We start from the raw sequence: 24,359 nt of genomic DNA on the forward strand, positions 1-24,359 counted from the left end.
CAGTGGTGCGAAGGAGCGCGATCCGCTATCCGGTCGCGCGGCCAAGCGGTGCGGTCATGACGGCGGCACCGCCACCGTGCCCGGTGCGGTGCCGGCGTAGAGCTGTTCGACCAGCGCCGCCCGCGCGCGCAGCACGTTGCGCTGGTTGATCGAACCCTTGTCGGTGATTTCGCCGGCCTCCAGGCTCGGCGGCTGTTCCAGCCACGCCGCGCACGCGACATGGCTGGCGCTGCCGGTGGCGCCGCGGTTGAGCGTGTCGAGCAGGCGCTGCAGCCAGTCGCGGACTTGCGGCGCCTGCAGCACCTGCGCCGCCTCGGCCTGCGCGGGCATCCCCGACAGCGCCTGCAACGCGTCCAGCCGCGGGAACAGCAGCAGGCCGATGGCGTCGCGGTCGGCGCCGGTGACCACCACGTCCTGCACGTAGGCGGCCCCTTCCATCAGCACGCGCGTGCGCAGCGGGCCGACGCTGACGAACACGCCGGAGGACAGCTTGAAGTCCTCGGCCAGGCGTCCGTCGAACAACAGGCCGCGCTCGGGATGCTGCGGGTCGATCGGCTTGAGCGCATCGCCCGAACGGTAGAAGCCTTCCTCGTCGAAGGCCTCGGCGGTCTGCTGCGGCGCGTTCCAGTAACCGGGCATCATGTGCGGCCCGCGGAAGCGCGCTTCCAGCTTGTCGCCGACCGGCACCAGCTTGACCTCGCAGCCCGGTGCGGGCACGCCGACGTCGCCCGGCGTGTTGCTGGTGCCGTGGGTGAAGGTGCACGACGGCGCGCATTCGGTCATGCCCAGGCCGGCGAGCATGCGGATGCGCTCGCCGCAGTGCGCCTCGGCAATGCGCTCCAGCCGGTCCCAGACTTCCTGCGACAATGCCGCGGCGGCGAAGAAGAACATGCGCATGCGCGACAGGAAGGTCTCGCGCAACGCCGCGTCCTGTTCCAGCGCCTGCGCCAGCTGTTCCCAGCCGCGCGGCACGCTCAGGTACACGGTGGGCGCGATCTCGCGCAGGTTGCGCAGGGTCTGCTCGAACAGCGCCGGGGTCGGCTTGCCGTCGTCCAGATAGAAGCTGCCGCCGTTGTACAGGGCGATGCCGATGTTGTGGCTGCCGCCGAAGGTGTGGTTCCACGGCAGCCAGTCGACCAGCACCGGCGTCTCGCCAAGCACCGGGAAGGTCTGCAGCAACATCTGCTGGTTCGCGCACAGCATGCGCTGGGTGGTGATCACCGCCTTGGGCAGCAGGGTGGAGCCGGAGGTGAACAGGAACTTGGCGATGCTGTCCGGGCCGCAGGCGGCGAAGGCGGCATCGGCGGCGTCCAGCGCGCGCGGCGCCAGCAACTCCTCGAAGCGCAGGCAGGCGCGATCGCGCAGGGTGCCGCGCATGCACACGGCCGGTACATCGGTGGGGAACACGGCCGCGATCGCCGGGGCGAATGCGTCGCCGTCGCTGGCGAACAGCAGCCCCGGGCGCAGCACCTCGGCCACATGCCGCAGCTTGGTGAAATCGCGCGACAGCAACGCATAGCCCGGCGACACCGGGCAGTACGGGATGCCGGCGTACATCGCCGCGAACGCAAGCTGCAGGTGTTCCAGATCGTTGCCCGACAGGATCGCCAGCGGCCGTTGCGCCGACAGGCCCATGTCCAGCAGGTGCGCGGCGATACGGCGGGTGCGCTCGAGCATCTGCGCGTAGCTCAGCCGCCGCCACTGCCCATCTTCGTCGCGCTGCGCCACGAAGGTCGCGTCGGGGGTGTGCAGCGCCCAGTGCTGCAGGCGCTGCAGCAGGTGCCTGGGCAGCGGCGCCAGCGGTTCGCGCGCGCGCAGGCGCAGCACGCCGTCGGCATCGCGGTGGACCTCGGTATCGGCGTGGCTCAGTCCGACAGGACGGTAGCGCACGGCGGTGGCAACGGACTCAGCGGCATTCATCGGAACCATCCGGAGGAGAGAGACGGCACGGCGTGCGGCAGCGCCGCCGCGGCCCCGCGGGCCGCAGGCGACGCGACGGGTCAGCGCTTGTAGGTCTGCAGACCGGGCTTGATGGTTTTGTCGTCCAGGAATTGCTTCAGGCCCTGTTGCCGGCCCTTCTCGGGATCGCGGTGATTGGACTGATCGACCTTGGCGTACAGGTAGTCCTCGTTCTGCTCCCAGGTCAGCTCGCGGCAGCGCTTGAAGCCGTGCTTGGCGAAACGCAGCACCACCGGGTTCTTCTGCTGCAGTTCCTGCGCCAGCTTGGTCACTTCGGCGCGCAACTGCGCGCGCGGCACGCTGGCGTTGACCAGGCCCATCTGCGCCGCCTCGGTGCCGGTGAAGGTACGCCCGGTCATGATGTAGAGCATGGCGTTGCGGTGGCCCATGGTGTCGGCGACCGCCTTGCTGACCAGATTGCCCGGGGGGATGCCCCAGTTGATCTCCGACAGCCCGAACACCGCCTCGTCGGCAGCGATGGCCAGGTCGCAGGCCACCAGCGGCGAGAACGCGCCGCCGAAGCACCAGCCGTTGACCGCGGCGATGGTCGGCTTGCTGTAGAAGCGCAGCAGGCGCCACTGCCACTGCGAGCAGTCGCGGCGCATGCGCTCCTGCACGATCTCTTCCTTGCCGTCGGTCTCGCGGAAGTATTCCTTCAGGTCCATGCCGGCCGACCAGGATTCGCCGGCGCCGGTCAGCACCAGCACCTCGGCGTCGCTGTCCAGTTCCAGCGTTTCCAGCACGTCGGTCATCTCGCGGTTGAGCGTGGGACTCATCGCGTTGCGCTTGTCCGGGCGATTCAGGGTGACCCAGGCGATGCCTGCGTCGATCTCGACCTGGACGGTCTGCCAGCGGTCTTGGTAGCTGCTCATGGATAGGCCTGCATGGGGAGGGGGAAGGAGCGGATCACTTAGGACTGATAATAGTTATAGATCATCATTATTTCGGCGCAAGCTGCACTGCAGCATGGCGCCGCGCGGTGGTCGGACCATGGCGGTACGCTCTTGGGCGGCACGACAGCCATCGCGATAGCGGCTTTCGTGGGCGTCGCGAAGGGAGCAGGCCATCCCAGGACCTTAGATCCGCCGACGCATCGCCGCGAGGCTTCACGCCCAGCGAACGCAATGCTCACAGAGGACGTTCAGTCCCGGGTTAGCATCCAGGCCACAGGGGTTCCGTCGACACCGGGGTGATGTGATGCACACCGTCTCCGCGCTTGACCAACCGACCCGCGCTCACGTCCGCATCGATCTGGACGCCGAAATGGCGTACTGGCAGCAGGCCCATGCCGAGGGCCGCCTCGGCCGCCAGGGATTCGCCGACTACGCGCAGCTGTTGAAGATCGGCTACGACGTCTATCTGGCCTATCCGCGCGCCAGCGAGGCGCAACTCTACCGAGTGCTGCAGGACGCCTATCACCAGTGCGCGCCGATGCTGTCGGTGCCGTGGGACGAGGCGCGCTGGCTGGTGCGGCACGCGTGGCAGCATCTGGCGCATTCGGGGCGTTGTCACTGAGGAGCGCCTCGCACAGCGGGGCATCTCGTCGTTGCCCGCGTAGGAGCGGCTTCAGCCGCGACGGGCGTTACCGAGAATGCCTGTCGCGGCTGAAGCCGCTCCTACGACAAGTCTTCGGTCGTTACTGAAGGCGCCCACAAGGCGCCGCGTGCCGGCGTAGCCGCGACAAACAGGACAGCACACCATCGCGTGCATGGCACACCGCGGCCTGCGCCGCGGGTTTGCTGTCGTTCGCTCCCCACGCTGCTGTCAACGCGACGACGTGGGCGGCGACGCGCTGTACTCCTTCGCCTCCAGGCGCCCATGGAACGCGTTCGATCCCTTGCCCGGCGCCGGCGCCGACTCGCCCTCGCTGCGCTTGAGCCGCTGCTTGCGTTGTTCGACCACGTTGCTGGCCAGCGCCACGCGACGCCCGATCACCATGTCGGTCAGCCAGTCGATCAGGTAATGCGTGTAAGCGGCCTGGTGCGCTTTTTCGGTCAGCGCATGATCGGCGCCGGCGATCGTGCGCGTTGTCAGCGATCGCGCGTTGGAGAACGCTGCCGCATAGTTGCGCAGCACCTGCCCGGGCACGATCACGTCGCGCTCGGCCTCCACCAGCAGCACATCGCCACGATAGCGCTGGCAGGCCGCCAGAGCGCGGTTGTCCGCCGGCGTCACCACGCGGTTGCGGTACGGCATCAGGTCCGGATCGCGGTTCAGCGCGACCTTCGGCCCGTCCCAGTGCGCGTCCTTGTACAGCGCCGGCGAGCGCAGGGCCAGCCACTCCACCGGCCGCTCCAGCGTCAGCAACGCGGCCAGGTAACCGCCGTAGCTGAGCCCCACCACCGCGATCGCCTCCGGATCCACCTGCGGCGAGGCCGCCAGGCGATCGTAGGCGGCCTTGATGTCGTCCAGGTTCTGCGCCCGCGTCACCGTCTCGCGCATCGCCGCCAGGCCTTCGTGGCCGCGCAGGTCGAAGGTCAGGCACACGCAGCCCAGGCCCGCCGCCTCTCGCGCGCGCACCAGGTTGTGGTGCTGGTTGCCGCCCCAGCCGTGCACGAACAGCACGCCGGGCAGGCGGCTGGTCGGCGTCAGCAAGGTGCCGCTGAGCGCCGCATCGTCGACCGGGATATCGATGCTGGACAGTTCGGCTTCCATGGTCAGGGCACGCTGCGCATGTGGCGGTACTTGGTCAACAGGCCGGTGCGTGGCTCCTCGCCGACGTAGTAGACCTGCGCCCCGGGCGGCGGCGGCGGATGCGCGCCGTAGCGTTCGACGGTGGCGGCGATCACGCGCTGCAGCGTCGGCGACTGCTGGAACGCGGCGACCGCGGCCAGTTCCGCCGGCGTGGCGCCGCCGACACGCCAGGACTGCTCAAGCACGCCGCAGACGACGCTGCCGTCGGGAAGCAGGCCTTCGATCACGTCGTAGTTGCGCCGCGACGCATAGAAGCCCGGATAGGCGGCTGCCACCAGCCGGTCGTAGTCGCGCGCCTTCAGCACCACGGTGCGCTGGCGCGGCGGCAACGGCTGCGCCAGCAGCGTGTCGAAGCTGCCGCGGATCACGTGCAGCTCCGAGCCACCATAGGCCTCGCGGCCGCTGCCGTCGCGGTTGACCGACTGCGTGCCGCAGTAGGCGATGGTCATGCCGGCGCAGTGGGTTTCGCCGACGCTGAAAGTGGTCGGCTGCTGCAGATGCCGTTCCAGCACCACGCCATGCCGGTGCAATTCATGGACGGGCAAGGCCGACAGCGCCGCGTCCAGCGCCGCCGTATCGTGCAGCAGGACCTGCCCCAGCCCGCCCACGCCATGGCACGGCTTCAGCCGCACCTGGCCGCCGTCGCACAGACGCGCGAAGGCGCGCCGGGCATCCGCGGCGCTGAAGGCGGTGTAGCCCGGCAGCGTCGCGGCCGCCAGGGCCACGCCGAGGTCCGGCTGCCACCCTGCCGGCGCCTGCGCATCGCCATCGACCAGCGGATGGCTGATCGCCTTGGTCGCAATGAAGGCATGCGGCACCACGCCGCCCAGCAGATCGGCCGCGCTGTGCACGCCGAGTTGCGCGGCCTGCGCTTCCGTCAGGGTTTCGTCAGGCACGTAGAAGGTACCCGACCCGGCGGCGGGACCTACGTCGTGCACCGGCAGGCGCATCAATCGCGCGACTTCAGCGACCACCCAGGCATGCGTGGCGGCCTCGTGGCCCGCGGACGCCGCATCGTGTCCGCGGTAGGCGCGGACATTGGCATGCGCAGCGGATCGGGCCATGGCGGGCGCTCCGTGCGGATGGGGAAGACGCGACATCTCAGCCATGGCCGTACCAGCGCGGCAGCACTGCCAGGGCAAGGGCGATCAGCAGGAGCGAAACGACCACGCGCAGCCCGCGACTGGCGCGCAGTTGCGTCCACCACGCCGAGACCTCGGGCGTGCCGCTGGCATCCCGGTCACGCCGCTGCGTCGGCGCGGACGCTGGAAGGGAAGCTGCAGAGTGGCGGGCGTCGTGGCGCATGGCCCAAGGCTGTCGCGCAGGCTGTCGCACGCGGGTGAACGCGCCGTGGTGCGCGTGTCATCGCGTGAGCACGAGCATCGTCGGCACGCAGGCAACCGCATCGCCGCCCGGCGATGCGCCTTGCGATTGCGGCGAAGACATCAGCACGAACAAAAGCGCGCCGCGCTATCAGAATCGCCAGGACGCGCAGCAGCGCACGCAGGCTGCGCCGGCGCCGTGCTCAGGGGGCCGCCGGCGCCGCAGCGTGGTGCGCGGGCAACCGCGCATCGATCCGGTGCTTGCCGGCCAACGCCTGCATGCCCTGCAAGGTGGACTGCACCGCACTGGCATAGCCGCTGCGCCACAGCTCCGCGCGCGACTGCCGCGACGCCGCCGCATTCAGCGCCAGTGCGAATGCCTGCACGCGAGGATCGGCCAGCGCGGCGCGCTCCATGAAGGGCTGCTCCGGCGCGATGACATCGACCGGGGCCAGCCACGCGTCGGCGACCAGTTCGGCCACGCCGGCGCGGTGCGAGAGCTGGTGCATGGCGCTGAGCGTTTCGTGCAGCATTTCCAGGCACGCCCATTGCCACAGCGCGGCCTTGTACTGCGGGTCGGCCTGGTCCAGGGCGGACAAGGCGCCATCCACATGATCGATGCGAAGATCCTGCATGGCCGACTCCACGATACGGCGTTGCGATCCGCACATTCTGCGCGGCGAAAGTGAGCGCAACGTGAGTCGTGCGGCGGCATCGACGTGCGTGCAGTCACACGGCGCGCGGCGCGGCTGGGTCTACGGACGGGCATCGCGTATACTTGCGCACCGCGCCCGGCTGGCGCGCGACCGCTCAGCACGCTTTCCCATGACGCCACCCTGACACCCGCGACACGCATCGGCCCGCCCTCGACGGCAGGCCGCAGGTTGCTGGTTTTCCCTTGCATCTAGCGAGCACTGCCCTGCGACAGGGCGGTGTCAGGAGCGTTTACCTTGAAGTTTTCCTCTTCCCTGCACCAATCGTGGTGCGGCAATCTCCGTGGCGACGTGCTCGCCGGCCTGGTCGTGGCATTGGCGCTGATTCCCGAAGCGATCGCGTTCTCGATCATCGCCGGGGTCGACCCCAAGATCGGCCTCTATGCCGCCTTCTGCATCTGCGTGACCATCGCCTTCGCCGGTGGACGCCCCGGCATGGTCTCCGCCGCCACCGGCGCGATGGCGCTGCTGATGATCGGCCTGGTCAAAGAGCACGGCGTGCCCTATCTGCTGGCGGCCACGCTGCTGACCGGCGTGCTGCAGATCCTGGCCGGGCTGTTCAAGCTCGGCGCATTGATGCGCTTCGTCTCGCGCTCGGTGATCACCGGCTTCGTCAATGCGCTGGCGATCCTGATCTTCATGGCGCAACTGCCCGAGCTGATCGGCGTGCCCGTGCCGGTGTATCCGCTGGTGGCGCTGGGCCTGCTGCTGATCTATGGCCTGCCCTGGCTGTCGCGGCGCAGCTTTCCCGGCATCGGCCTGTGGCTGCTGGTGCTGGGCGCGGCCTTGACCGCGGGCAGCATGGCGCCGTGGACGCTGCTGCCGGTCGCCGTGGGCGGCGCCGCGGCGCTGCTGCTCGGGCACCGCTGGACCCGCGGCCTGGCGGTGCCGCCGCCGCTGGTGGCGATCGTGTTGCTGACCGGGCTGGCGCTGTACTTCGGCATCCATGTGCCCACCGTCGGCGACAAGGGGCAACTGCCCGATCGCCTGCCCAGCCTGCTGCTGCCGGCGGTGCCGTGGACGCTGGAGACGCTGCGGATCGTGTTCCCGGTATCGGCGACGCTGGCCGTGGTCGGCCTGCTCGAGTCGATGATGACCGCGCAGATCGTCGACGACATGACCGACACGCCCAGCGACAAGAACCGCGAATGCGTCGGCCAGGGCGTGGCCAACATCGTCAGCGGCCTGTTCGGCGGCATGGCCGGCTGCGCGATGATCGGGCAGTCGGTGATCAACGTGAAGTCCGGCGGGCGCGGGCGCCTGTCCGCGCTGGTCGCCGGCAGCGTGCTGTTGCTGCTGGTGGTGTTCGCCGGCGCCTGGGTGCGGCAGATCCCGATGGCCGCGCTGGTCGCGGTGATGATCATGGTCTCGGTGGGCACCTTCAGCTGGCGCTCGCTGGCGCAATTGCGCACCCACCCGACCAGTTCCAGCGTGGTGATGCTCGGCACCGTCGCGGTGACCGTGGCCACCCACGACCTGGCGCGCGGTGTCCTCACCGGCGTGCTGCTGTCGGCGCTGTTCTTCGCGCGCAAGGTCGGGCGCATGCTGCAGATCGAGCGCAGCGAGGACGCGGACGGTGGCCACACCTACCGCATCCGCGGCCAACTGTTCTTCGCCTCGGCCGGCAGCTTCGCCGGTGCCTTCGACTTCGCCCATGCGCCGGCGCGGGTCACCCTGGACCTGAGCCACGCGCACGTCTGGGACATCAGCGCCATCGGCGCGCTGGACCAGGTGGTGATGAAATTCCGTCGCCACGGCGCGCAGGTCCACGTGCTGGGACTGAACCCGGACAGTGCAGCGATGGTCGGGCGGCTGGGCAGGCACCAGCGCGACGATGTGGAAAGCGTTCCCCTGCATTGAGGCCCGGCCGGGATGATCGTGTCGCCACGGCGGCACGGCGCAGCGCGCGGTCACGCCGTCATTCGGTGGATTGCCGCGTGACGGCCACGCCGCGCGCCGTCCCGCGCGGCGACATGGCGACGACATCGGCCGATTAGCATCGGCCTGCCGACCCACCGTGCAGGAGAACCACGATGCCGCTGGACCACTGGCAACTGCCACCGCACGACTGGGTGCCCAACCATCCGTTCCTGCCGGTGCTGCACTACCGGCAATGCGTCGGCGCCATCGACGCCGACGGCTTCGAACGCCGCTTTGCCGCGCACGGCTGGCCGCCGCAATGGCGGGACGGCATCTACGACTATCACCATTACCATTCCACCGCGCACGAAATGCTCGGCGTCGCCCGCGGCAGCGCCCGCGTGCTGCTCGGCGGCCCGGGCGGCATCGAGGTCGCGCTCGCGGCCGGCGATGCGCTGCTATTGCCGGCCGGGACAGGCCATTGCCGGCTGTCGGCCAGCGCCGACTTCCTGGTCGTCGGCGCCTATCCCGACGGGCAGGACTGGGATATCTGCCGGGAGGCGCCTACGGCCGAGATGCTGCAACGGATCGCCAACGTGCCGTTTCCAAGCAGCGATCCATTGCTAGGGGCGGAGGGGCCGTTGCTGAAGCATTGGAAGAGACCTGTCGACGTCGACTGACCGCGTCGTCGCCCGGGATCATGCTTGCCGCGAAGTTGGCTCCGCCGCCCAGACATCGCAGGCCGGATCGAACTCGGTCGTCGCTGCGTGCTCGGACCGCCAACCGAAGCCACAGATCGCCATGACGCTCTGGCGCATCGGATCCAGGTCCAGTGCCTTGCCGAGATCGACATCATTGATGGCAGAGGTGACGAACGCGCCCAACCCCAGATCGGTGGCAGAGAAGTACAGCGCCTGTGAGATGTGGCCGACGTCCAGAGTCAGCGCGCGATAGGCCTTGGCATGCTGGCGATACTTCCAGAACGTCCGGTTGAATCGCGGCGCCAGCAGGACCAGCACGTGAGCGTCGGCGAACCAATGCTGCCCGGCCAACGCCACCCTCGCGAAGGTATCGATGTCCGGTTCCGGGCACGGCAGCTGGGTTAACGCGTGATCCACAGGGTGGTAGTGGTACAGGCCGGGTTCGATTCCTTCCACCCGGCGTATCAGCAGGTAGGCTTCGGTCGGGTGCAGCCCGCCGGCGGACGGCACGTTCTTCTTCAGGAACACCGTGTCGTCCTGGACCTTCAGCGTCGCCCGCGCCATCAGCACCCGCTGCAACATTCGCAGGAACAGCGCGTGCGGCAGCGGGCGGGCATCGTCGTAATTGCGACAGGTAACGCGACGCGCAAGCATGGCCTCAAAGGCGCCATCGTCCAGCCGCGGCAATGGAATCCTGGCAAGGCCGGACCCGATGTCCTGCACCTCCGGCGGCGGCGCGCCCAGCTTGCGGCGCAGGTCCGGGGCGGACACCATGCCGTTGCGTTCCATCGCAGTCACTCCGTCGATACCCTGCCAACGGCTTGCCCAATGCGCCACGGCGGCAGCTGGCCACCAGTAGGCGGACCGCAATGCCTCGTCGCGCTCGCGAAACGCGACAGAGCGCGCGTCGTCGCCGATCAGCAGACCGCGTTCGAGCGCCCGCTCGATCGCGTCGTCCGCATGATCGGTCAACTGCGCGCGCTCAACCCATTCCGTGGGGCTGACCTGGCCGAGCAACGGCAGGTCGACCGCATCGAGTTCGAGCTCACCATCCAGATGCGGCGCCAGGGCGACCCAGGCCAGCCGGCGACGCAATCCGGCACCACCACGAAGCAGGCTGGTCATGTCGAACGCCACATGCTCCCGCGCCTCGACAAACAGCACGGAGCAGCGTCTTACGCGCATGCATCCCTCGTTTCCGCCCTGCGTAAGTGCTGCATCGATTGGCCACATTGGAGAGATGCTGGACTGCTAGGATACCTTCGCGGACCCGATCGCTGCTGGCAGCGCCCGAGGCAACCGCACCGCCGCCATGCGTACATCGCATGTCCACCAATATCGAAACAGGGGACTACACCATGACCGATCAGCCGCAGGGGCATCCGCCCTTCGATCTCGCCACCGCCCAGCAATTGCTCACGCTTCTGTCCACCGACGACGACTTCCGCGCGCTGTTCGCGCAGGATCCGGGCGCGGCGCTGCGTAGCCTCGGCTTGTCCGATCAACGCGCCGCCGCCGCGGTTGAGGAGCCGACCTGCCTGTGCACGTCGGACCTGGCGAGCAAGGAAGAAATCCAGGAAGCCCTGGAACTACTGCTGGCCTACCTCACCGCCGAGGGCACGCATACGGTCGTTCACTGCTTCGAAGCAGGTTCCGTTGTCGCCAGCCTGACCGCCAAATAGGTCGGTAGCGCTTGCCCCGCCCAGGCGCGACGGAAGGTTTCCGCCTTCTGCCGCGCCTGGTCGGTCTGGCCCAGGCTGGCCAGGATTTCCGTAGTACTTACCACTGCCAGGTTCGCATCGGCGACATTCATCGATTGGAGGGCCAATCCACCGATCGGTTCGATGTACGCCAGGCCGCGGCGCGCGACCAACCAGTCGTTTTCGGCCAGGGCCTGCTTCTTCTCGCCGGCCGCGAGCAGCGCGTCGCGCAGGCTGACGTGGAGTTGATACGGCTCCCGGCCATCGATCTGTTCACGTAGCAAGGCGACCGCGCGCTCGGGATTTCCGCTATCGACGAACTGCTGCGCCCGCAGCAGGGACAGCAGCTTGATCATCGGCGGGAAGCCGGACTGCGTGACCAGCGAAGCGAGCTGCGCAGCGTGGACGTCGTACAGCGTGTGGTCGCCGCTGCGCTGTGCCAGGCGGATCGCCGACATCGCCACGATCACAAGATCGTCGCGATCGCCAGCGTCGCCGTGGACTGCGCGCTCCAGAGCTTCGTCAGCGATCCGCGCCAACATCGTCCGATCCACCGTCCGCGGATCGGTGACGAAGGCGACCGCCTGCTGTGCGATCTGCAGTGGATAGCGGATCACTGGCTCGGCATCCGCCGACGCAGCCACCGCCGCCTGCGCGGCGGCGGCGGCATCACCCAAGCGCCCCTGGTCCAAGGGAATGGAAATCTGTTCGAAGTGGTCGGTCAGCGCTGCTCCTGACGCCGCCAGTGCCGCCATGATCCTGCCAGCTGCCGGATAGTCCTTCATCGCAGCGAACGCAGCGGCGTGGCGTCGGGTTGCGGGATAGCCACCAAGTTCCTCGGCCTGTTTGAAGGCGTTCAGCGCGTCGCCGTAACGGCCCTGCGCCAGGTAGATGCGACCCTGCAATTCCACCGCCACGTCGCGCAGCGGATTCTGCGCGACCGCGAACTTCTGCACGCTATGCTCGGCGGAAGCGTAATTGCCCTCGGTGAACTCGTCCCAGGCGAACTGCGCCGCGCCGGCGTAGTAGTCCGGATACAGTTCTGACAGCATCTTCCACTTCTGCTTGGCCTGCCGCCACGGGTGCGGCCCCAGTTCGCTCGCCCACGCATCCAGGTATAGCGCATCGCGCTCGGACAGATGGTCGCGCAGGGCCATGGCCTTGGCCAGGTACTGCAACGCCGCGCGATTGTTGGCGGTGGAGATCTCGACCCGCATCGATCCCATGTAGGCCAGCGCGAAGTCCTTGTCGATCTCCGCCGCCTTGACGAAGTACTGATCGGCGGATCGGAAATCGCGCCGGGTGAAGTACTTCATCGCGATCGCATAGGCCTTCAAAGCGTCCAGGCTGCTGGTGGTGACGCTGGGCAGCGGAGGCGAATTCTTCCTGATGACCTCCTCGCCTTCGCCCAACTGCTCGCGCAGCGAAGCGGTCACCGCGTCGATGGACGCCAGCACCGAACCAGCGCCGCGGCCGTCGCGGGACTCGGCATAGACGGTCGCCTGCGTCCGCGGATCGACCACCTCCGCGCTCACCCGCACCCGCCCGCCGACCTCCGACACCGTGGCCAGCAGCACGGCGCGCGCGCCGTCGCGCTGCGCGATCTCCGAGGCCGTGGCGCGATCAAGTGGCGTGTGCTCCGGATCGCGGCGCATCCGCGTAAGCGTATCGCGCACCTTCAGATCACTGAGCACATTGACGTAGCGCGACTGCTCCAGGCTGATGCGAAAGGCCTGCTGCAGCGAATCGTCCAACGCCACATCGCCCGTCAAATTCCGCAAATCCCCCACCACCACCCAGTCGCGTTCGGCGAAGGCGATGGCCGGCTGCGGACGGGTGACGAACCAGGCGCCGACCGCGAACGCGGCGATCAGCGCGGCCTCCGCCGCCAGCGCCGCCGGCCGGCGCCACAGCGGGATGTCGCGCCAGGCCTTGGGCGTGGGCTTGGGCGCGCGCAGCGGGGTGTGGCCGATCTCGCCGACTTCGTAGATCTCCAGCGGGGTCGGCACGCCCTTGAAGCGCCAGCGGCCGTGCGATTTCCACAGCAGGCGCTCGCCGCGTTCGCCCAGCTCGCGGGCGGCGCGGTGGGTCAGGGACTCGGCCACCGCCGACAGCAGGATCTGCCCGGGCCGCGCCAGGGTCATCAGCCGCGCGGCGGTCGGCTTAGCCAGGCCTTCCACTTCCAGCGGCTTGGCGCCCACCTGCACGGCGGCGTCGCTGTTGCGCCAGGTCAGCACCTCGCCCACGTGCAGGCCGGCGCGCACCTTCAGGTCGAGCTTGCGCTGCGTGCCCAGCTCGCGCAGGCCGCGGCCGTAGTCCAGGGCGAAGCCGAGGCCGTCGATCGGCCGTTCGAACAACAGCAGCAGGCCGTCGGAACGGTCGATCAGGCGCCCGCGCCAGCGCTGCTGCAGTTCCAGCACCAGCGAGTCGTGCCGCTTGAACAGCTCGGCCGCGTTGGCGTCGCCGAGTTTTTCCACCAGCGCCACCGAGTCGCACAGGTCGGTCAGCAGCAGGGTGCGCAGCTGCGGGACCTCGGGCGGCGGTGCGATGGCGTCGGTCATGGCGGCGGCTCGGCGGGACGCGGTGGCTCAGCAGGGGGCAGAGGCGAGGTCGTGCCAGTACAGGCGGTTGCCGCCCTGGCGCTTGGCCTCGTACAGCGCCGCATCGGCGTTGGCGTACCAGTCGTTCCAGTCCGAGTGCGGATCGACGCGGCTGATGCCGATGCTGACCGGGCAGATGTGCGGCGCCGGGTGCGGCACGCCCAGCAGGTTCTGCACAGTGGCGAGCACGAACTCGCCGATGCGGCGCAAATCCTCGACGTTGCCGGCGGCCACCAGCAGGCAGAACTCGTCGCCGCCCAGGCGGCAGGCGATGTCGTCCGGCCCGGCCACCGAGCGCAGGATGTTGGCGACGTTCTGCAAGACGCGGTCGCCGACCAGGTGGCCGTGCGCATCGTTGATGTGCTTGAACCGATCGCAGTCGATCAGCAACAGGCCCGGGCCGGGCGAGCGGCCGTCGCGGCGGCACTCCTGCAGGCGCAGGATCAGCCCGCGGCGGTTGTGCAGGCCGGTCAGTTCGTCGGTGCGCACCAGCTCTTCAGTCTGGGTCAGCTGATGGGTGGTGGCGTAGAGGTTGTCCAGCGCCGCTTCCAGGTCGCGGTTGCGCCGGCGCAGCTGGCGGATCAGGGTCTGCTCGTTCATCACCACGCGCACGATGGTGCGGCGGAGGAAGTAGGCGACCACGCCCGGGTCGCGCTCGACCAGGCGCTGGAAATCGTCGTGGTCCAGTTCCACCAGCGTGCCGTCGCTGGCGGCCAGCGCGTCGGCGCTGCGCATGTGGTTGCCGATCAGCAGGCCCAGTTCGCCGAAGAACTCGCCGTGGCCCAGGTGCTTGACCACCAGGTCCTCGCCGAAATCCAGATCGATCACGCCGCTGGTGATCACGAACATGGCGCTGCCGCCGTCGCCGCGGCGAAACAGCACGTCGCCGGCGCGCACCGTGCGGGCGCGGCCGAATTCGGAAAACAGGCGCAATTCCGCGGCGGTCAGCACCGCCAGCTCGTTCGGCTTCGGAGCGACCGCAGCGTTGGAAATTGTGCCGCGTGCGGTGGATGCGGCGCTGTCGCAGCTCATCCGGCCCCCTAATCTGACGTCGCTGGCCCCTGTCCGGTGAGCATATCACCTACACATGGCGCTCACGATACATTTCACAGCCAATCTCGCCCCGCCAGGAGACGCTGCAGCAAGCTGTCGCACGCGGTAGACATCGCCGCGCCATCGGCGCACGCGCGTAAAAAAAGCCCGGGCGAACCCGGGCTTCCCACCTCCTGCCAGGGAGGGGCGATCGATCGGCACCTGGCTGCAGGTCAGGCCGCTTTCTCGCCATGGAACTGCTCTTCCTCGGTCGAGCCGGTCAGCGCGGTGGTCGAGGACTGGCCCTGCTGGATCGCCTGGGTCACCGCATCGAAGTAGCCGGTGCCGACCTCGCGCTGGTGCTTGACCGCGGTGAAGCCGCGGTCGGCGGCGGCGAACTCGGCTTCCTGCAGTTCGACGAAGGCGCTCATCTGCCGGCGCGCATAGCCGTGCGCCAGGTTGAACATCGAATAGTTCAGCGCGTGGAAGCCCGCCAGGGTGATGAACTGGAACTTGTAGCCGTAGCTGGCGATCTCGCGCTGGAACTTGGCGATAGTGGCGTCGTCCAGGTTCTTCTTCCAGTTGAAGCTGGGCGAGCAGTTGTAGGCCAGCAGCTTGCCGGGGAACTTGGCATGGATGGCCTCGGCGAACTTGCGCGCGAACTCCAGGTCCGGCTTGCCGGTCTCGCACCAGATCATGTCGGCGTAGGGCGCGTAGGCCAGGCCGCGGCTGATCGCCTGGTCCAGGCCCTTGCGGGTGCGGAAGAAGCCTTCGACGGTGCGCTCGCCGGTGGTGAACGGGCGGTCGTTCGGGTCGATGTCGCTGGTCACCAGGTCGGCGGCCTCGGCATCGGTGCGCGCCACCAGCAGGGTCGGCACGCCCATCACGTCGGCGGCCAGGCGCGCGGCGTTCAACTTCTCGATCGCCTCGCGGGTCGGCACCAGCACCTTGCCGCCCATGTGCCCGCACTTCTTGACCGAGGCCAACTGGTCCTCGAAGTGCACGCCTGCCGCGCCGGCCTCGATCATCGCCTTCATCAATTCGAAGGCGTTGAGCACGCCGCCGAATCCGGCCTCGGCGTCGGCCACGATCGGCTGCAGGAAGTCGATCTCGTCCTTGCCTTCGGCGTGGTGCAACTGGTCCGCACGCAACAGGGTGTTGTTGATGCGCTTGACCACCGCCGGCACCGAGTCGGCCGGATACAGCGACTGGTCCGGGTACATCTGCCCGGCCAGGTTGGCGTCGGCGGCCACCTGCCAGCCGGACAGGTAGATGGCGTTGAGCCCGGCCTTGACCTGCTGCATCGCCTGGTTGCCGGTCAGCGCGCCCAGCGCGTTGACGAAATCCTTCTCGTGCAGGTACTTCCACAGCTTCTCGGCACCGAGCCGAGCCAGCGAATGCTCCACGTGCACCGTGCCGCGCAGGCGCACCACGTCGGCGGCGGTGTAGTTGCGGGTGATCCCGGCCCAGCGCGGATCGGTCTCCCAGTCGCGCTGGATCTGTTCGGCGGTCTGCAGCGTGGTGCTCATCTGGCGTTCTCCTCGAAAATGGATGCAGCGATGAAACGGTGGGGTGTGGCTGGATTGAAGGCGTGGCCGGCCTGGAAGGGGTCCGAGGCGGGAACATCGCTTTCGCGATTCCCCATTCCCGAATCCCCATTCCCGGCGTCACCTCAATCAATCAACTGATAGGCCGGCAAGGTCAGGAAATCGGCCAGTTCTTCGTCGCGCGTCAGCCGGTCGAGCAGTGCGATGGCCTCGTCCACGCGCGCCCCGCCCGGCAGCAGCGCGCGCTCGCCCAGCCGTGCCGGCAGCTGCCGCAGGCAGGCGTCGAACAGGGCGAAGTCGATGGCGGTGCCGTCGTCCAGGTGCAGGCCGCCCACGTGCAGCCACTGCCACAGTTGGCTGCGGCTGATCTCGGCGGTGGCGGCGTCCTCCATCAGGTGGTGGATCGGCACGCAGCCGTTGCCGTCCAGCCACGCCGCCAGGTAGCGCACGCACACTTCGATGTTGCCCTCGAAGCCGGCGCGGGTGATGGTGCCGGCGGACGGGGCGATCAGCGTGTCGCGGTCGGCCTGCACGTCCTCGCGGCGCACCGCATGCTGGTTCGGCGTGCGCATGTGCTCGTCGAACACCGCACGGGCGATCGGGATCAGCGCCGGGTGCGCCACCCAGGTGCCGTCGTGGCCGGCGGTGACCTCGCGCAGCTTGTCCGCGCGCACCCGCGCCATCGCCTGTTCGTTGGCCGCCTCGTCGTGGCTGATCGGGATCTGCGCGGCCATGCCGCCCATCGCATGCGCGCCACGGCGGTGGCAGGTGCGGATCAGCAGTTCCGAATAGGCCTTCAGGAACGGCTGGGTCATTGTCACCTGGCCGCGCTCGGGCAGCACCCGGTCCGTATGCCGGCGGAAGGTCTTCAGGTAGGAAAAGATGTAGTCCCAGCGGCCGCAGTTCAGGCCGACGATGCGTCCGCGCAGCGCATGCAGGATCTCGTCCATCTCGAACACCGCCGGCAGCGTCTCGATCAGCACGGTGACCTTGATCTGGCCCTGCGGCAGGCCGAGCATGTCCTCGATGTGGGCCAGCGCGGTCTCCCACAGCGCCGCTTCCTCCATCGACTGCAGCTTGGGCAGGTACAGGTACGGGCCGCGGTCCTTGGCCTGTAGCGCGCGGCCGTTGTGGAAGGCGAACAGGGCGGCGTCGAACAGGCCGCCGGCCAGTGGCTGGCCATCGACCAGCACGTGCTTCTCGTCCAGGTGCCAGCCGCGCGGACGCACGATCAGCACCGCCTGCTCGTCATAGGGACGCAGTGCATAGCGCTTGCCCGGGCTGCCGTCGCGTGCGGCCGGCGCGGTGAAGGTCAGCGTCCCGGCCACCGCCTCGGCCAGCGCGCGCTGGCCGGCGACCAGGTTGCGCCAGGTCGGCGCGGTCGAGTCCTCGAAGTCGGCCATGTACACCTTGGCGCCGGAGTTCAGCGCGTTGATGACCATCTTCGGATCGGTAGGTCCGGTGATCTCGACCCGGCGGTCCTGCAGCGCCTCGGGCAGCGGCGCCACCTGCCAGTCGCCCTCGCGGATCGCACGGGTGTCGTCACGGAAGTCCGGCAGGCCGCCGGCGTCGAAGAACGCCTGGCGCTCGCGCCGCGCCGCCAGCCGCCCCTGCCGCTCCGGCTCGATCGCCCGGTGCAGCGACACCAACAGGGCCAGCAGCGGCGGCGGCAGCAGGGCGTCCTGTCCGGCCAGCGAGGTGGTCAGGGCGATCCCCGGCGTGGAACGCGTGGGGTCTGGAGCGACAGCGAAAGCGGGGGCGGACATGTGGGGATTCCTCGATGTTTCCGGGGCTCCACCGTGCTGCCAGGGCATGTATTTGACAAAGCAGTTTTGTCAATGCTTTATATAAGTAGTACTTATATCCATCACATCATGTCCACGGGCAGCGCTGCAACCCCGCGATTTCCTTACAAATCCGACCGGCTCAAACCGTTGCGTGCGTTCTGCCAGACGGTGCGCCTGGGCGCGGTATCGCGGGCCGCGGAGGCCTTGTTCGTCAGCCAGCCGGCGGTGACGCTGCAGTTGCAGGCGCTGGAACGGGAACTGGGGGTGGTGCTGTTCGAGCGTAGCGGCCGGCGCCTGGTGCCCAGCCGCGAGGGGCAGTTGCTGTACGAGATGGCGCAGCCGCTGGTGGAGAGCCTGGACCGGCTGGAGGCCGACTTCCGCGAGAAGGCGCGGGGACTGGACGCCGGCGAGCTCAACGTCGCCGCCAACAGTTCCACCATCCTCTATCTGCTGCCGAAGATCGTGGAGGCCTTCCGTGCCCGCCACCCGCAGGTGCGGCTGACCCTGCACAACGCGATCAGCGCCGACGGCACCGACCTGCTGCGCGAGGACGCGGTGGACCTGGCGGTCGGCTCCATGCTCGACGTCCCCGCCGACCTCAGCTACGCCCCGGTGTACCGCTTCGAACAGTTGCTGATCGCCCCGCACGACCACGCGCTCGCGCGCAAGCCCAGGCTGACCCTGGAAGACCTGTCGCCCTACCCGCTGATCCTGCCGCCGCGGCGCCAGGTCACCTACCGCCTGGTCGACCTGGTGTTCCAGCAGGCGCGCGTGCCCTACACCGTGGCGCTGGAGGTCGGCGGCTGGGAAGTGATCAAGCAGTACGTGGCGATGGGCATGGGCGTGTCCATCGTCAGTTCGATCTGCCTCACCGACGCCGACCGCGCGCGCCTGGCCACCCGCGCGCTGGGCGACTACTTCCCGGCGCGCAGCTACGGCGTGGTGGTGCGCAAGGGCAAGTACCTGTCGCCGCAGGCGCGCGCCTTCATCGAACTGATCCAGCCGGACCTGTTCACCCCGCGCGGCTACGACGAGAGCGGGCCGTCGGAGCGGTAGGCACACCGCGCGAGACAACGGCGCCACTGCCTCTGCTACGGTGACGGCACGCCCGTTGTCCCTGCCCTCCCGCTACGCCGAAGTCGACGCACCACCGGACCTGCGCGACCGCTTGCATGGCGCTCACAGAACAAAGGCAAACCTGATGAATCGACTTGCGAGCAGCGAAGTATTCATTAACATGACGGGGCATAGCTTATTAACGGCTGCGGCTGTTCGCCTGCATATGTCAGCCAAATGCTCGCAAGACATATCCCCGCTTTAGCTATTGAGAGAGTCGACGGGTGAGCGTGGATACGTTGAATTACACACCTCGACCAACTGAGTGAAAGGAACGCGTCATGAAGATTACGATGGATGATATTAAGCGCAGTTGGTGGAACACCCGCATATCTCTTGAGCATGTTCGATCTTATGTAGATGCCGCTGTCAAGCTATACGAAGTATTGGTCGCACTCGAGGATGAAGGCTATGAAACCGCAGTCTTTCCAAGCCGCGGGACGACGCCTTTCCAAGATCTGACCTGGAACGTGCATCGATCCGGCTGTGTTCAGCAGCGTGGGCCGGAACCATGGCTTCATAGCTTGCACACACCCTTTGCCTACGGGACTGTCACTCTGCCTTTTACGGCCGATGCGCCCGTGGGCGTCATAGATGGGACCTCGCAAATTCGCGATTACTGGGTTCGCGTACTTCGTGCAATTATTACTAGAGACTCTGCCTCAAACGAGTTGCGATACTATCAGCACTGCGTGGCTGAACTGTTCGGGTTCGACCGAACTCACGGCTTGCCGCTAAGGCGCGCCGGCAAACGGTTTGTATTTGTCGACACAGTGATCTCCGGCAAAGCGGTTTGCGAAATAATATCGGCATTCAAACGTCAAGGCTTGGAAGATTTTTATCTGGTCCTTCTGCTGGATGAGAATGGTAAAAAGCTAAAGGCACACTACCGTCAGGTTCTCGAAGACCTAAAGCGCCAGGGGAAGGCCAAGTTGATCCTGGTTGATGCACTCTTCACGGAAGACGAGGGTCCAGCTTTCACTAGCACTTGGTGCCTGAGTTCTCCTCAACTAGTGCAAGCAGCGCATCGCGTTATGGATGGTTCTGGACAAGCCGAACTTGTTGGAACAGCGATTTCTTTTGTACGCGTTCGAGCGGATGATACCCTTGGCAACATAACCTCGACGCGCTTGGGAGCTTCACTTGGAACCATGCTCTCAAGTGCGATTAACGAATATTTCGCCCACAAAGACTTTCGTAAATATTATACTCGCGCCCTTGAGACAACCAGGCACATATTGATCGCCAGCGCTATCCATAATAAAAGAAATGGGTTCGATCCACTCTCAATGGAGGAGACTAAGCGTATTGCACGCAATGCGATACAGGCTGGAATCTCTATAGGTGTAAATCGCAAGCCTATCGGGTTAGCAGTAACAGACGTCGATGTGTCGAGCTCGCATGTTGTACGTCTGTATTTTGATGATAAGGCCGTAGATCGTCACTTGCAGTCCTATATGAAGGACAACACACGTTCTTTGCTGTCCATTCACGATCCGTAGAATTCAGGATCAAGTCATCATGACACACGCTCCAAACCAATCTACTTCTGGAGAGGCCGGTATTGTCCACTGTTGATGCGAACGTCGCGACTGTATGGTAGATCTTGACCGTCAGTGAGCCGCCTCCTGTTTTTGGTTCAATAGCTGACTGGTCACCGCTTGCGTTTTGGCGCCGGTCCTTTACTACCCGATCGGCACATTTGGACGTCTTTAAGCCAGAAGACGAGACTGGTCTGGCTTGACTACATTCGATGGCATGCTCACTACGTCAGTTCTCTGCCTAAGTTGCGGTGCAATCCATCTGGAGCTCTAAAGTGAACCCGCAAGTCCCCTCGCTCGCCAAAGCAGATGCCTAGAAGGGATCGGTCTTCTTCGCTCGGGGTCGCGGTTGCCTACGAGGAAAATTGCCTGTTTTTTGAGCTTATAGTTCTAGTGCCTTCCCCTGCCGGCCTCAGGACCGCCGAACATCAGACTTTTCCAAAAAATCCCTGAAGATTTGTCGCAAACTAAAATCTTTATGCCACTGCATACGCCGCCGCGCGGGATACTGGCGGCTCGTCCACAGGAGCCGCCCATGTCCCGCGCCGAGCAACACCACCGCATCGACTATCTGGAATTCGCCGTCGCCTCGATCGCCGCGGCCAAGGCCTTCTACGGCCCGGCCTTCGACTGGACCTTCCAGGACTACGGCCCGGACTACTGCGAGTTCCGCGACGGCCGCCTGAGCGGCGGCTTCTTCCACGGCACGCCGCAACCCGGCGGCGCCCTGGTGGTGCTGTACTCCCACGATCTCGCCGCGACCCAGGCCCGCATCGAAGCCGCCGGCGGCCGCATCGTGCGCCCCGTGTTCGACTTCCCCGGCGGGCGCCGCTTCCACTTCGCCGACCGCGACGGCTACGAACTGGCGGTGTGGTGCGAGGGCTGATGCCCGCTGCGCACGCGCGGCGATGCGGCCGCGCTAGTCCGGATCGCGCGCGTAATGCCCCAGGAACATGTCGGCCGCCGACGCGGCGACCTCGGCCTGTTGCGCGGGGCTGAGCGGCGGCTGACCCATGCTCAACTGCGGCCAGAACGCGAAGCCCTTGATCAGCGCATGCAACTGCTGCGCGGCGAACTCGGGCTGCAGCGGCTTGAGCCGCCCATCGGCCAGGGCCGCACGTAACCAGACCAGGGTGCCCTCCTCCTTGCTGCCCAGGCGCGCGACCAGGTCGCGCGCACGCTCGGGCGCGCGCAGGCCTTCGACCATCGCCATCCGCGACAGGCCCAGGAAGGCGGGATCGTCGAACATCTGCAGCTTCTGCTGAAGCAACTGCAGCAGCTGCGCGCGCAGCGGCTGCTGCGGGTCGTAGGGCACGCCGATCGTGTCCAGGCTGCGCTGCCACAGCTGCACCAGGATCTCGTCGAACAGCGCATCCTTGCTGGGGAAATGGTTGTAGACGGTGCGCTTGGACACGCCGGCGCTGGCCGCGATGCGGTCCATGCTGGTGGCCTCGAAGCCATGGCCATGGAACTCGGCGATCGCCGCCTCCAGGATCGCCTGGCGCTTGCGCTCGGTCAGCCGTGCCGAAGCGGGTGTGGAAAGAGAAGCCATGTCCGGATGTTACACCGACCAGTTTACTTTCACGAAAAGGAAACTACACTGTGTAGTGTAATTCTCGCGCTCGTCTTCCAAGGATTGCTGCCATGTCCGCGTCCGCTTCCTCGCTGTCCCCTGCTCCGCCCGCGCATCTGGCGTCGCCGCAGTACCGCCATGGCCGCTTCCGCAACGCCACCCCGGGCACCAGCGGCGCGCCCGGACTGGCCGGGACCCTGCGGATCCTGTGGCATCTGCTGACCCGCAAGTCGCCCGAGGCGGTGCCGGCGCAACCGCTGCCGGTGCTGCCGTTGACAGCCGCCCAGCTGCTGGCGGCGCCCGACCGCAGCCTGTACCGGCTCGGCCATTCCACCGTGCTGCTCAAGCTGCGCGAGCGTTTGTGGCTGACCGACCCGGTGTTCTCCGAACGCGCCTCGCCGTTTCCATTCGCCGGCCCACGCCGCTTCCACGCACCGCCGATCGCGCTGGACGCGTTGCCGCCGATCGCCGGGGTGATCCTCTCGCACGATCACTACGACCACCTGGACCGCGCCAGCATCCGCCGCCTGGCCGAGCGCGTCGGCACGTTCGTGACCCCGCTGGGCGTGGGCGACCTGCTGCAGCGCTGGGGCGTGGCCGCGGACAAGATCCGGCAACTGGACTGGTGGCAGTCGACCACGGTGGACGGGGTGACGCTGACCGCCACGCCGGCGCAGCATTTCTCCGGCCGCGGCATGTTAGACCGCGGGCGCCGGCTGTGGTGTTCGTGGGCGATCGAGACGCCCGACTTGAGGCTGTTCTTCAGCGGCGACGGCGGCTACTCCGACGGCTTCAAGGCGATCGGCGAGCGGCTGGGCCCGTTCGATGTGAGCCTGATCGAGAACGGTGCCTACGACGTCGACTGGCCGCACGTGCACATGCAGCCGGAGCAGACCCTGCAGGCGCATCTGGACATCGGTGGACGCACGCTGCTGCCGATCCACAACGGCACCTTCGACCTGGCCATGCACGCCTGGCACGAACCCTTCGAACGCCTCGCGGCGCTGGCCGATACCGCCGGCGTGGCGCTGGCCACGCCGCGCATGGGCGAGCGCGTCGACCTGTCGCAGCCCGCGCACGGCGAGCGCTGGTGGCGTGCACTGGCGCAGGGGGTGTCGCTGTGAGCCGCTGGACCCTGTCCAACCTGCCGTCGCAGCGCGACAAGATCGCCATCGTCACCGGTGCCAGCCCTGACGGCCTCGGCTACGAGACCGCGCTGGCCCTGGCCGGCGCGGGCGCCAGCGTGGTGCTGGCCGCCCGCAACCCCGGCAAGGGCGAGGCTGCGCGGCAGGCGATCCTGGCCGCGCATCCGGCGGCCGACGTGCGCGTGGAAGCCCTGGACCTGGCGCAGCTCGCGTCGGTGGCCGCCTTCGCCGAGCGCATCGCGGCGCGCGCCCCGCGGCTGGATCTGCTGATCAACAACGCCGGCGTAATGGCGCCGCCGCAGCGGCAGACCACGGCCGACGGCCTGGAACTGCAGTTCGGCAGCAACTATGTCGGCCATTTCGCGCTGACTGCGCGCCTGTTGCCGCTGCTGCGCGCCGCGCCGGGCGCACGCGTGGTGAACCTGTCGAGCCTGGCGCACCGCTATGCCCGCATCGACTTCGACGACCTGCAGTGCGAACGCCCCTACCGGCCGTGGAAGGCCTATGGGCAATCCAAGCTGGCGATGCTGATGTTTTCGCTGGAACTGCAGCGGCGCAGCGACGCGCAGGGGTGGGGCCTGCGCGCACTCGCCGCGCACCCCGGCATCGCGCAGACCGCGCTGGTCGCCAATGGCCCGGCGGTCGGCGGACGCCGCACCGCGATCGGCGCGGCGACCACATGGCTGGCCCCCTGGATCAGCCACTCCGCCGCCGCTGGCGCCCTGCCCACGCTCTACGCCGCCACCTCGCCACACGCCCAGCCCGGCGGGTACTACGGCCCGGATGGCCCGTTCGAACTGAAAGGCGACCCGGCACCGGCCAGGATCGCCCGCCAGGCGCGCGATCTGCAGGTGGCTGCGCAGTTGTGGGAGATAGCGTGCAGGCTGGCTGGTGTGACGTTCTGAGCGTACTGCCGCAGCTCCGCCTGCCCGTCGATTGAAGGCTTGCGCTCGCCATGTTCCCACCGGAAGCCGTTCCTATGGACACGTCCCGTCGGGTTTAGAGGCGCCCTCCAGTCGAGCCCACTCCAACAATATGAGGCCGATGACCTACCCTGCGCCGAAGTGAC

The 24,359-nt window shown here is 67.5% G+C and carries 21 protein-coding genes; 9 read left to right on the forward strand and 12 right to left on the reverse strand.

Annotated features, from left to right (window positions below; translation table 11 throughout):
- Positions 1-54 precede the first annotated feature (54 nt).
- Entirely contained in the window at positions 55-1,920 is a 1,866-nt protein-coding gene (locus AC1G9L_RS20400; protein ID WP_019799753.1) for an AMP-binding protein, read from the reverse strand.
- A gap of 80 nt (positions 1,921-2,000) precedes the next feature.
- Complete coding sequence (locus tag AC1G9L_RS20405; RefSeq protein WP_019799754.1) at positions 2,001-2,831, reverse strand: p-hydroxycinnamoyl CoA hydratase/lyase; 831 nt, start codon at positions 2,829-2,831, stop codon at positions 2,001-2,003.
- 325 nt (positions 2,832-3,156) lie between these two features.
- Here AC1G9L_RS20405 and AC1G9L_RS20410 point away from each other — a divergent pair, with 325 nt between their 5' ends.
- Positions 3,157-3,474 (forward strand): hypothetical protein, encoded by a 318-nt coding sequence (locus AC1G9L_RS20410; protein WP_019799755.1) that lies wholly within the window; start codon positions 3,157-3,159, stop codon positions 3,472-3,474.
- Between the two features lie 249 nt (positions 3,475-3,723).
- Here the strand turns inward: AC1G9L_RS20410 and AC1G9L_RS20415 are convergent, their stop codons facing one another.
- The 4 genes from AC1G9L_RS20415 to AC1G9L_RS20430 form a co-directional block, all read right to left on the reverse strand.
- On the reverse strand, positions 3,724-4,614 hold the full coding sequence (locus tag AC1G9L_RS20415) for an alpha/beta fold hydrolase (protein WP_019799756.1): 891 nt from the start codon (positions 4,612-4,614) through the stop codon (positions 3,724-3,726).
- Positions 4,615-4,616: 2 nt separating this feature from the next.
- Positions 4,617-5,717 (reverse strand): DUF3182 family protein, encoded by a 1,101-nt coding sequence (locus tag AC1G9L_RS20420; RefSeq protein WP_481069837.1) that lies wholly within the window; start codon positions 5,715-5,717, stop codon positions 4,617-4,619.
- 37 nt (positions 5,718-5,754) lie between these two features.
- Positions 5,755-5,958, reverse strand: a complete 204-nt coding sequence (locus tag AC1G9L_RS20425; protein ID WP_481069838.1) for a hypothetical protein — start codon at positions 5,956-5,958, stop codon at positions 5,755-5,757.
- 220 nt (positions 5,959-6,178) lie between these two features.
- A complete protein-coding gene (locus AC1G9L_RS20430; protein ID WP_019801758.1) occupies positions 6,179-6,610 on the reverse strand; it encodes a hypothetical protein in 432 nt (143 codons plus the stop codon).
- Between the two features lie 315 nt (positions 6,611-6,925).
- Between AC1G9L_RS20430 and AC1G9L_RS20435 the strand changes: the two genes are divergently transcribed.
- Together AC1G9L_RS20435 and AC1G9L_RS20440 are read left to right on the forward strand one after the other, a co-directional pair.
- A complete protein-coding gene (locus AC1G9L_RS20435) occupies positions 6,926-8,548 on the forward strand; it encodes a SulP family inorganic anion transporter (protein ID WP_481069839.1) in 1,623 nt (540 codons plus the stop codon).
- Between the two features lie 173 nt (positions 8,549-8,721).
- A complete protein-coding gene (locus AC1G9L_RS20440; RefSeq protein ID WP_019799791.1) occupies positions 8,722-9,228 on the forward strand; it encodes a cupin in 507 nt (168 codons plus the stop codon).
- An 18-nt stretch (positions 9,229-9,246) separates the two neighbouring features.
- Here the strand turns inward: AC1G9L_RS20440 and AC1G9L_RS20445 are convergent, their stop codons facing one another.
- The gene (locus AC1G9L_RS20445; RefSeq protein ID WP_481069840.1) at positions 9,247-10,434 is read right to left on the reverse strand and encodes a putative peptide maturation dehydrogenase; all 1,188 of its coding nucleotides are present in this window, start codon (positions 10,432-10,434) and stop codon (positions 9,247-9,249) included.
- Positions 10,435-10,574: 140 nt separating this feature from the next.
- Between AC1G9L_RS20445 and AC1G9L_RS20450 the strand changes: the two genes are divergently transcribed.
- On the forward strand, positions 10,575-10,931 hold the full coding sequence (locus AC1G9L_RS20450; RefSeq protein ID WP_019799789.1) for an NHLP-related RiPP peptide: 357 nt from the start codon (positions 10,575-10,577) through the stop codon (positions 10,929-10,931).
- On the opposite strand, the gene AC1G9L_RS20455 is transcribed toward AC1G9L_RS20450, so the two are convergent.
- The 4 genes from AC1G9L_RS20455 to aceB all read right to left on the reverse strand — a co-directional run bounded on the left by AC1G9L_RS20455 (position 10,883) and on the right by aceB (position 17,894).
- Positions 10,883-13,510: a putative peptide modification system cyclase gene (locus tag AC1G9L_RS20455; protein WP_481069841.1), complete on the reverse strand. Its 2,628-nt coding sequence runs from the start codon at positions 13,508-13,510 to the stop codon at positions 10,883-10,885. The two genes, AC1G9L_RS20450 and AC1G9L_RS20455, sit on opposite strands and share 49 nt — an antisense overlap.
- A 27-nt stretch (positions 13,511-13,537) precedes the next feature.
- On the reverse strand, positions 13,538-14,581 hold the full coding sequence (locus AC1G9L_RS20460; RefSeq protein ID WP_019801013.1) for a diguanylate cyclase domain-containing protein: 1,044 nt from the start codon (positions 14,579-14,581) through the stop codon (positions 13,538-13,540).
- A 233-nt stretch (positions 14,582-14,814) separates the two neighbouring features.
- The gene (gene aceA, locus AC1G9L_RS20465) at positions 14,815-16,110 is read right to left on the reverse strand and encodes an isocitrate lyase (RefSeq protein ID WP_019801014.1); all 1,296 of its coding nucleotides are present in this window, start codon (positions 16,108-16,110) and stop codon (positions 14,815-14,817) included.
- A gap of 143 nt (positions 16,111-16,253) precedes the next feature.
- Entirely contained in the window at positions 16,254-17,894 is a 1,641-nt protein-coding gene (gene aceB, locus AC1G9L_RS20470; RefSeq protein ID WP_481069842.1) for a malate synthase A, read from the reverse strand.
- A gap of 108 nt (positions 17,895-18,002) precedes the next feature.
- Between aceB and AC1G9L_RS20475 the strand changes: the two genes are divergently transcribed.
- The 3 genes from AC1G9L_RS20475 to AC1G9L_RS20485 all read left to right on the forward strand — a co-directional run bounded on the left by AC1G9L_RS20475 (position 18,003) and on the right by AC1G9L_RS20485 (position 21,458).
- Positions 18,003-18,971: a LysR family transcriptional regulator gene (locus AC1G9L_RS20475; RefSeq protein ID WP_481069843.1), complete on the forward strand. Its 969-nt coding sequence runs from the start codon at positions 18,003-18,005 to the stop codon at positions 18,969-18,971.
- Between the two features lie 341 nt (positions 18,972-19,312).
- Entirely contained in the window at positions 19,313-20,533 is a 1,221-nt protein-coding gene (locus AC1G9L_RS20480) for a hypothetical protein (RefSeq protein ID WP_481069844.1), read from the forward strand.
- Positions 20,534-21,107: 574 nt separating this feature from the next.
- The gene (locus AC1G9L_RS20485) at positions 21,108-21,458 is read left to right on the forward strand and encodes a glyoxalase/bleomycin resistance/extradiol dioxygenase family protein (RefSeq protein WP_019800673.1); all 351 of its coding nucleotides are present in this window, start codon (positions 21,108-21,110) and stop codon (positions 21,456-21,458) included.
- A 33-nt stretch (positions 21,459-21,491) separates the two neighbouring features.
- Here the strand turns inward: AC1G9L_RS20485 and AC1G9L_RS20490 are convergent, their stop codons facing one another.
- Complete coding sequence (locus AC1G9L_RS20490) at positions 21,492-22,124, reverse strand: TetR/AcrR family transcriptional regulator C-terminal domain-containing protein (RefSeq protein WP_019800674.1); 633 nt, start codon at positions 22,122-22,124, stop codon at positions 21,492-21,494.
- A gap of 92 nt (positions 22,125-22,216) precedes the next feature.
- Between AC1G9L_RS20490 and AC1G9L_RS20495 the strand changes: the two genes are divergently transcribed.
- Complete coding sequence (locus tag AC1G9L_RS20495; protein ID WP_019800675.1) at positions 22,217-23,269, forward strand: MBL fold metallo-hydrolase; 1,053 nt, start codon at positions 22,217-22,219, stop codon at positions 23,267-23,269.
- Entirely contained in the window at positions 23,266-24,195 is a 930-nt protein-coding gene (locus AC1G9L_RS20500) for an SDR family oxidoreductase (RefSeq protein WP_481069845.1), read from the forward strand. The genes AC1G9L_RS20495 and AC1G9L_RS20500 overlap by 4 nt, the downstream gene beginning before the upstream one ends.
- The last annotated feature ends 164 nt before the right edge of the window (positions 24,196-24,359 follow it).

The sequence above is a fragment of the Xanthomonas sp. NCPPB 1132 genome, assembly GCF_056629235.1.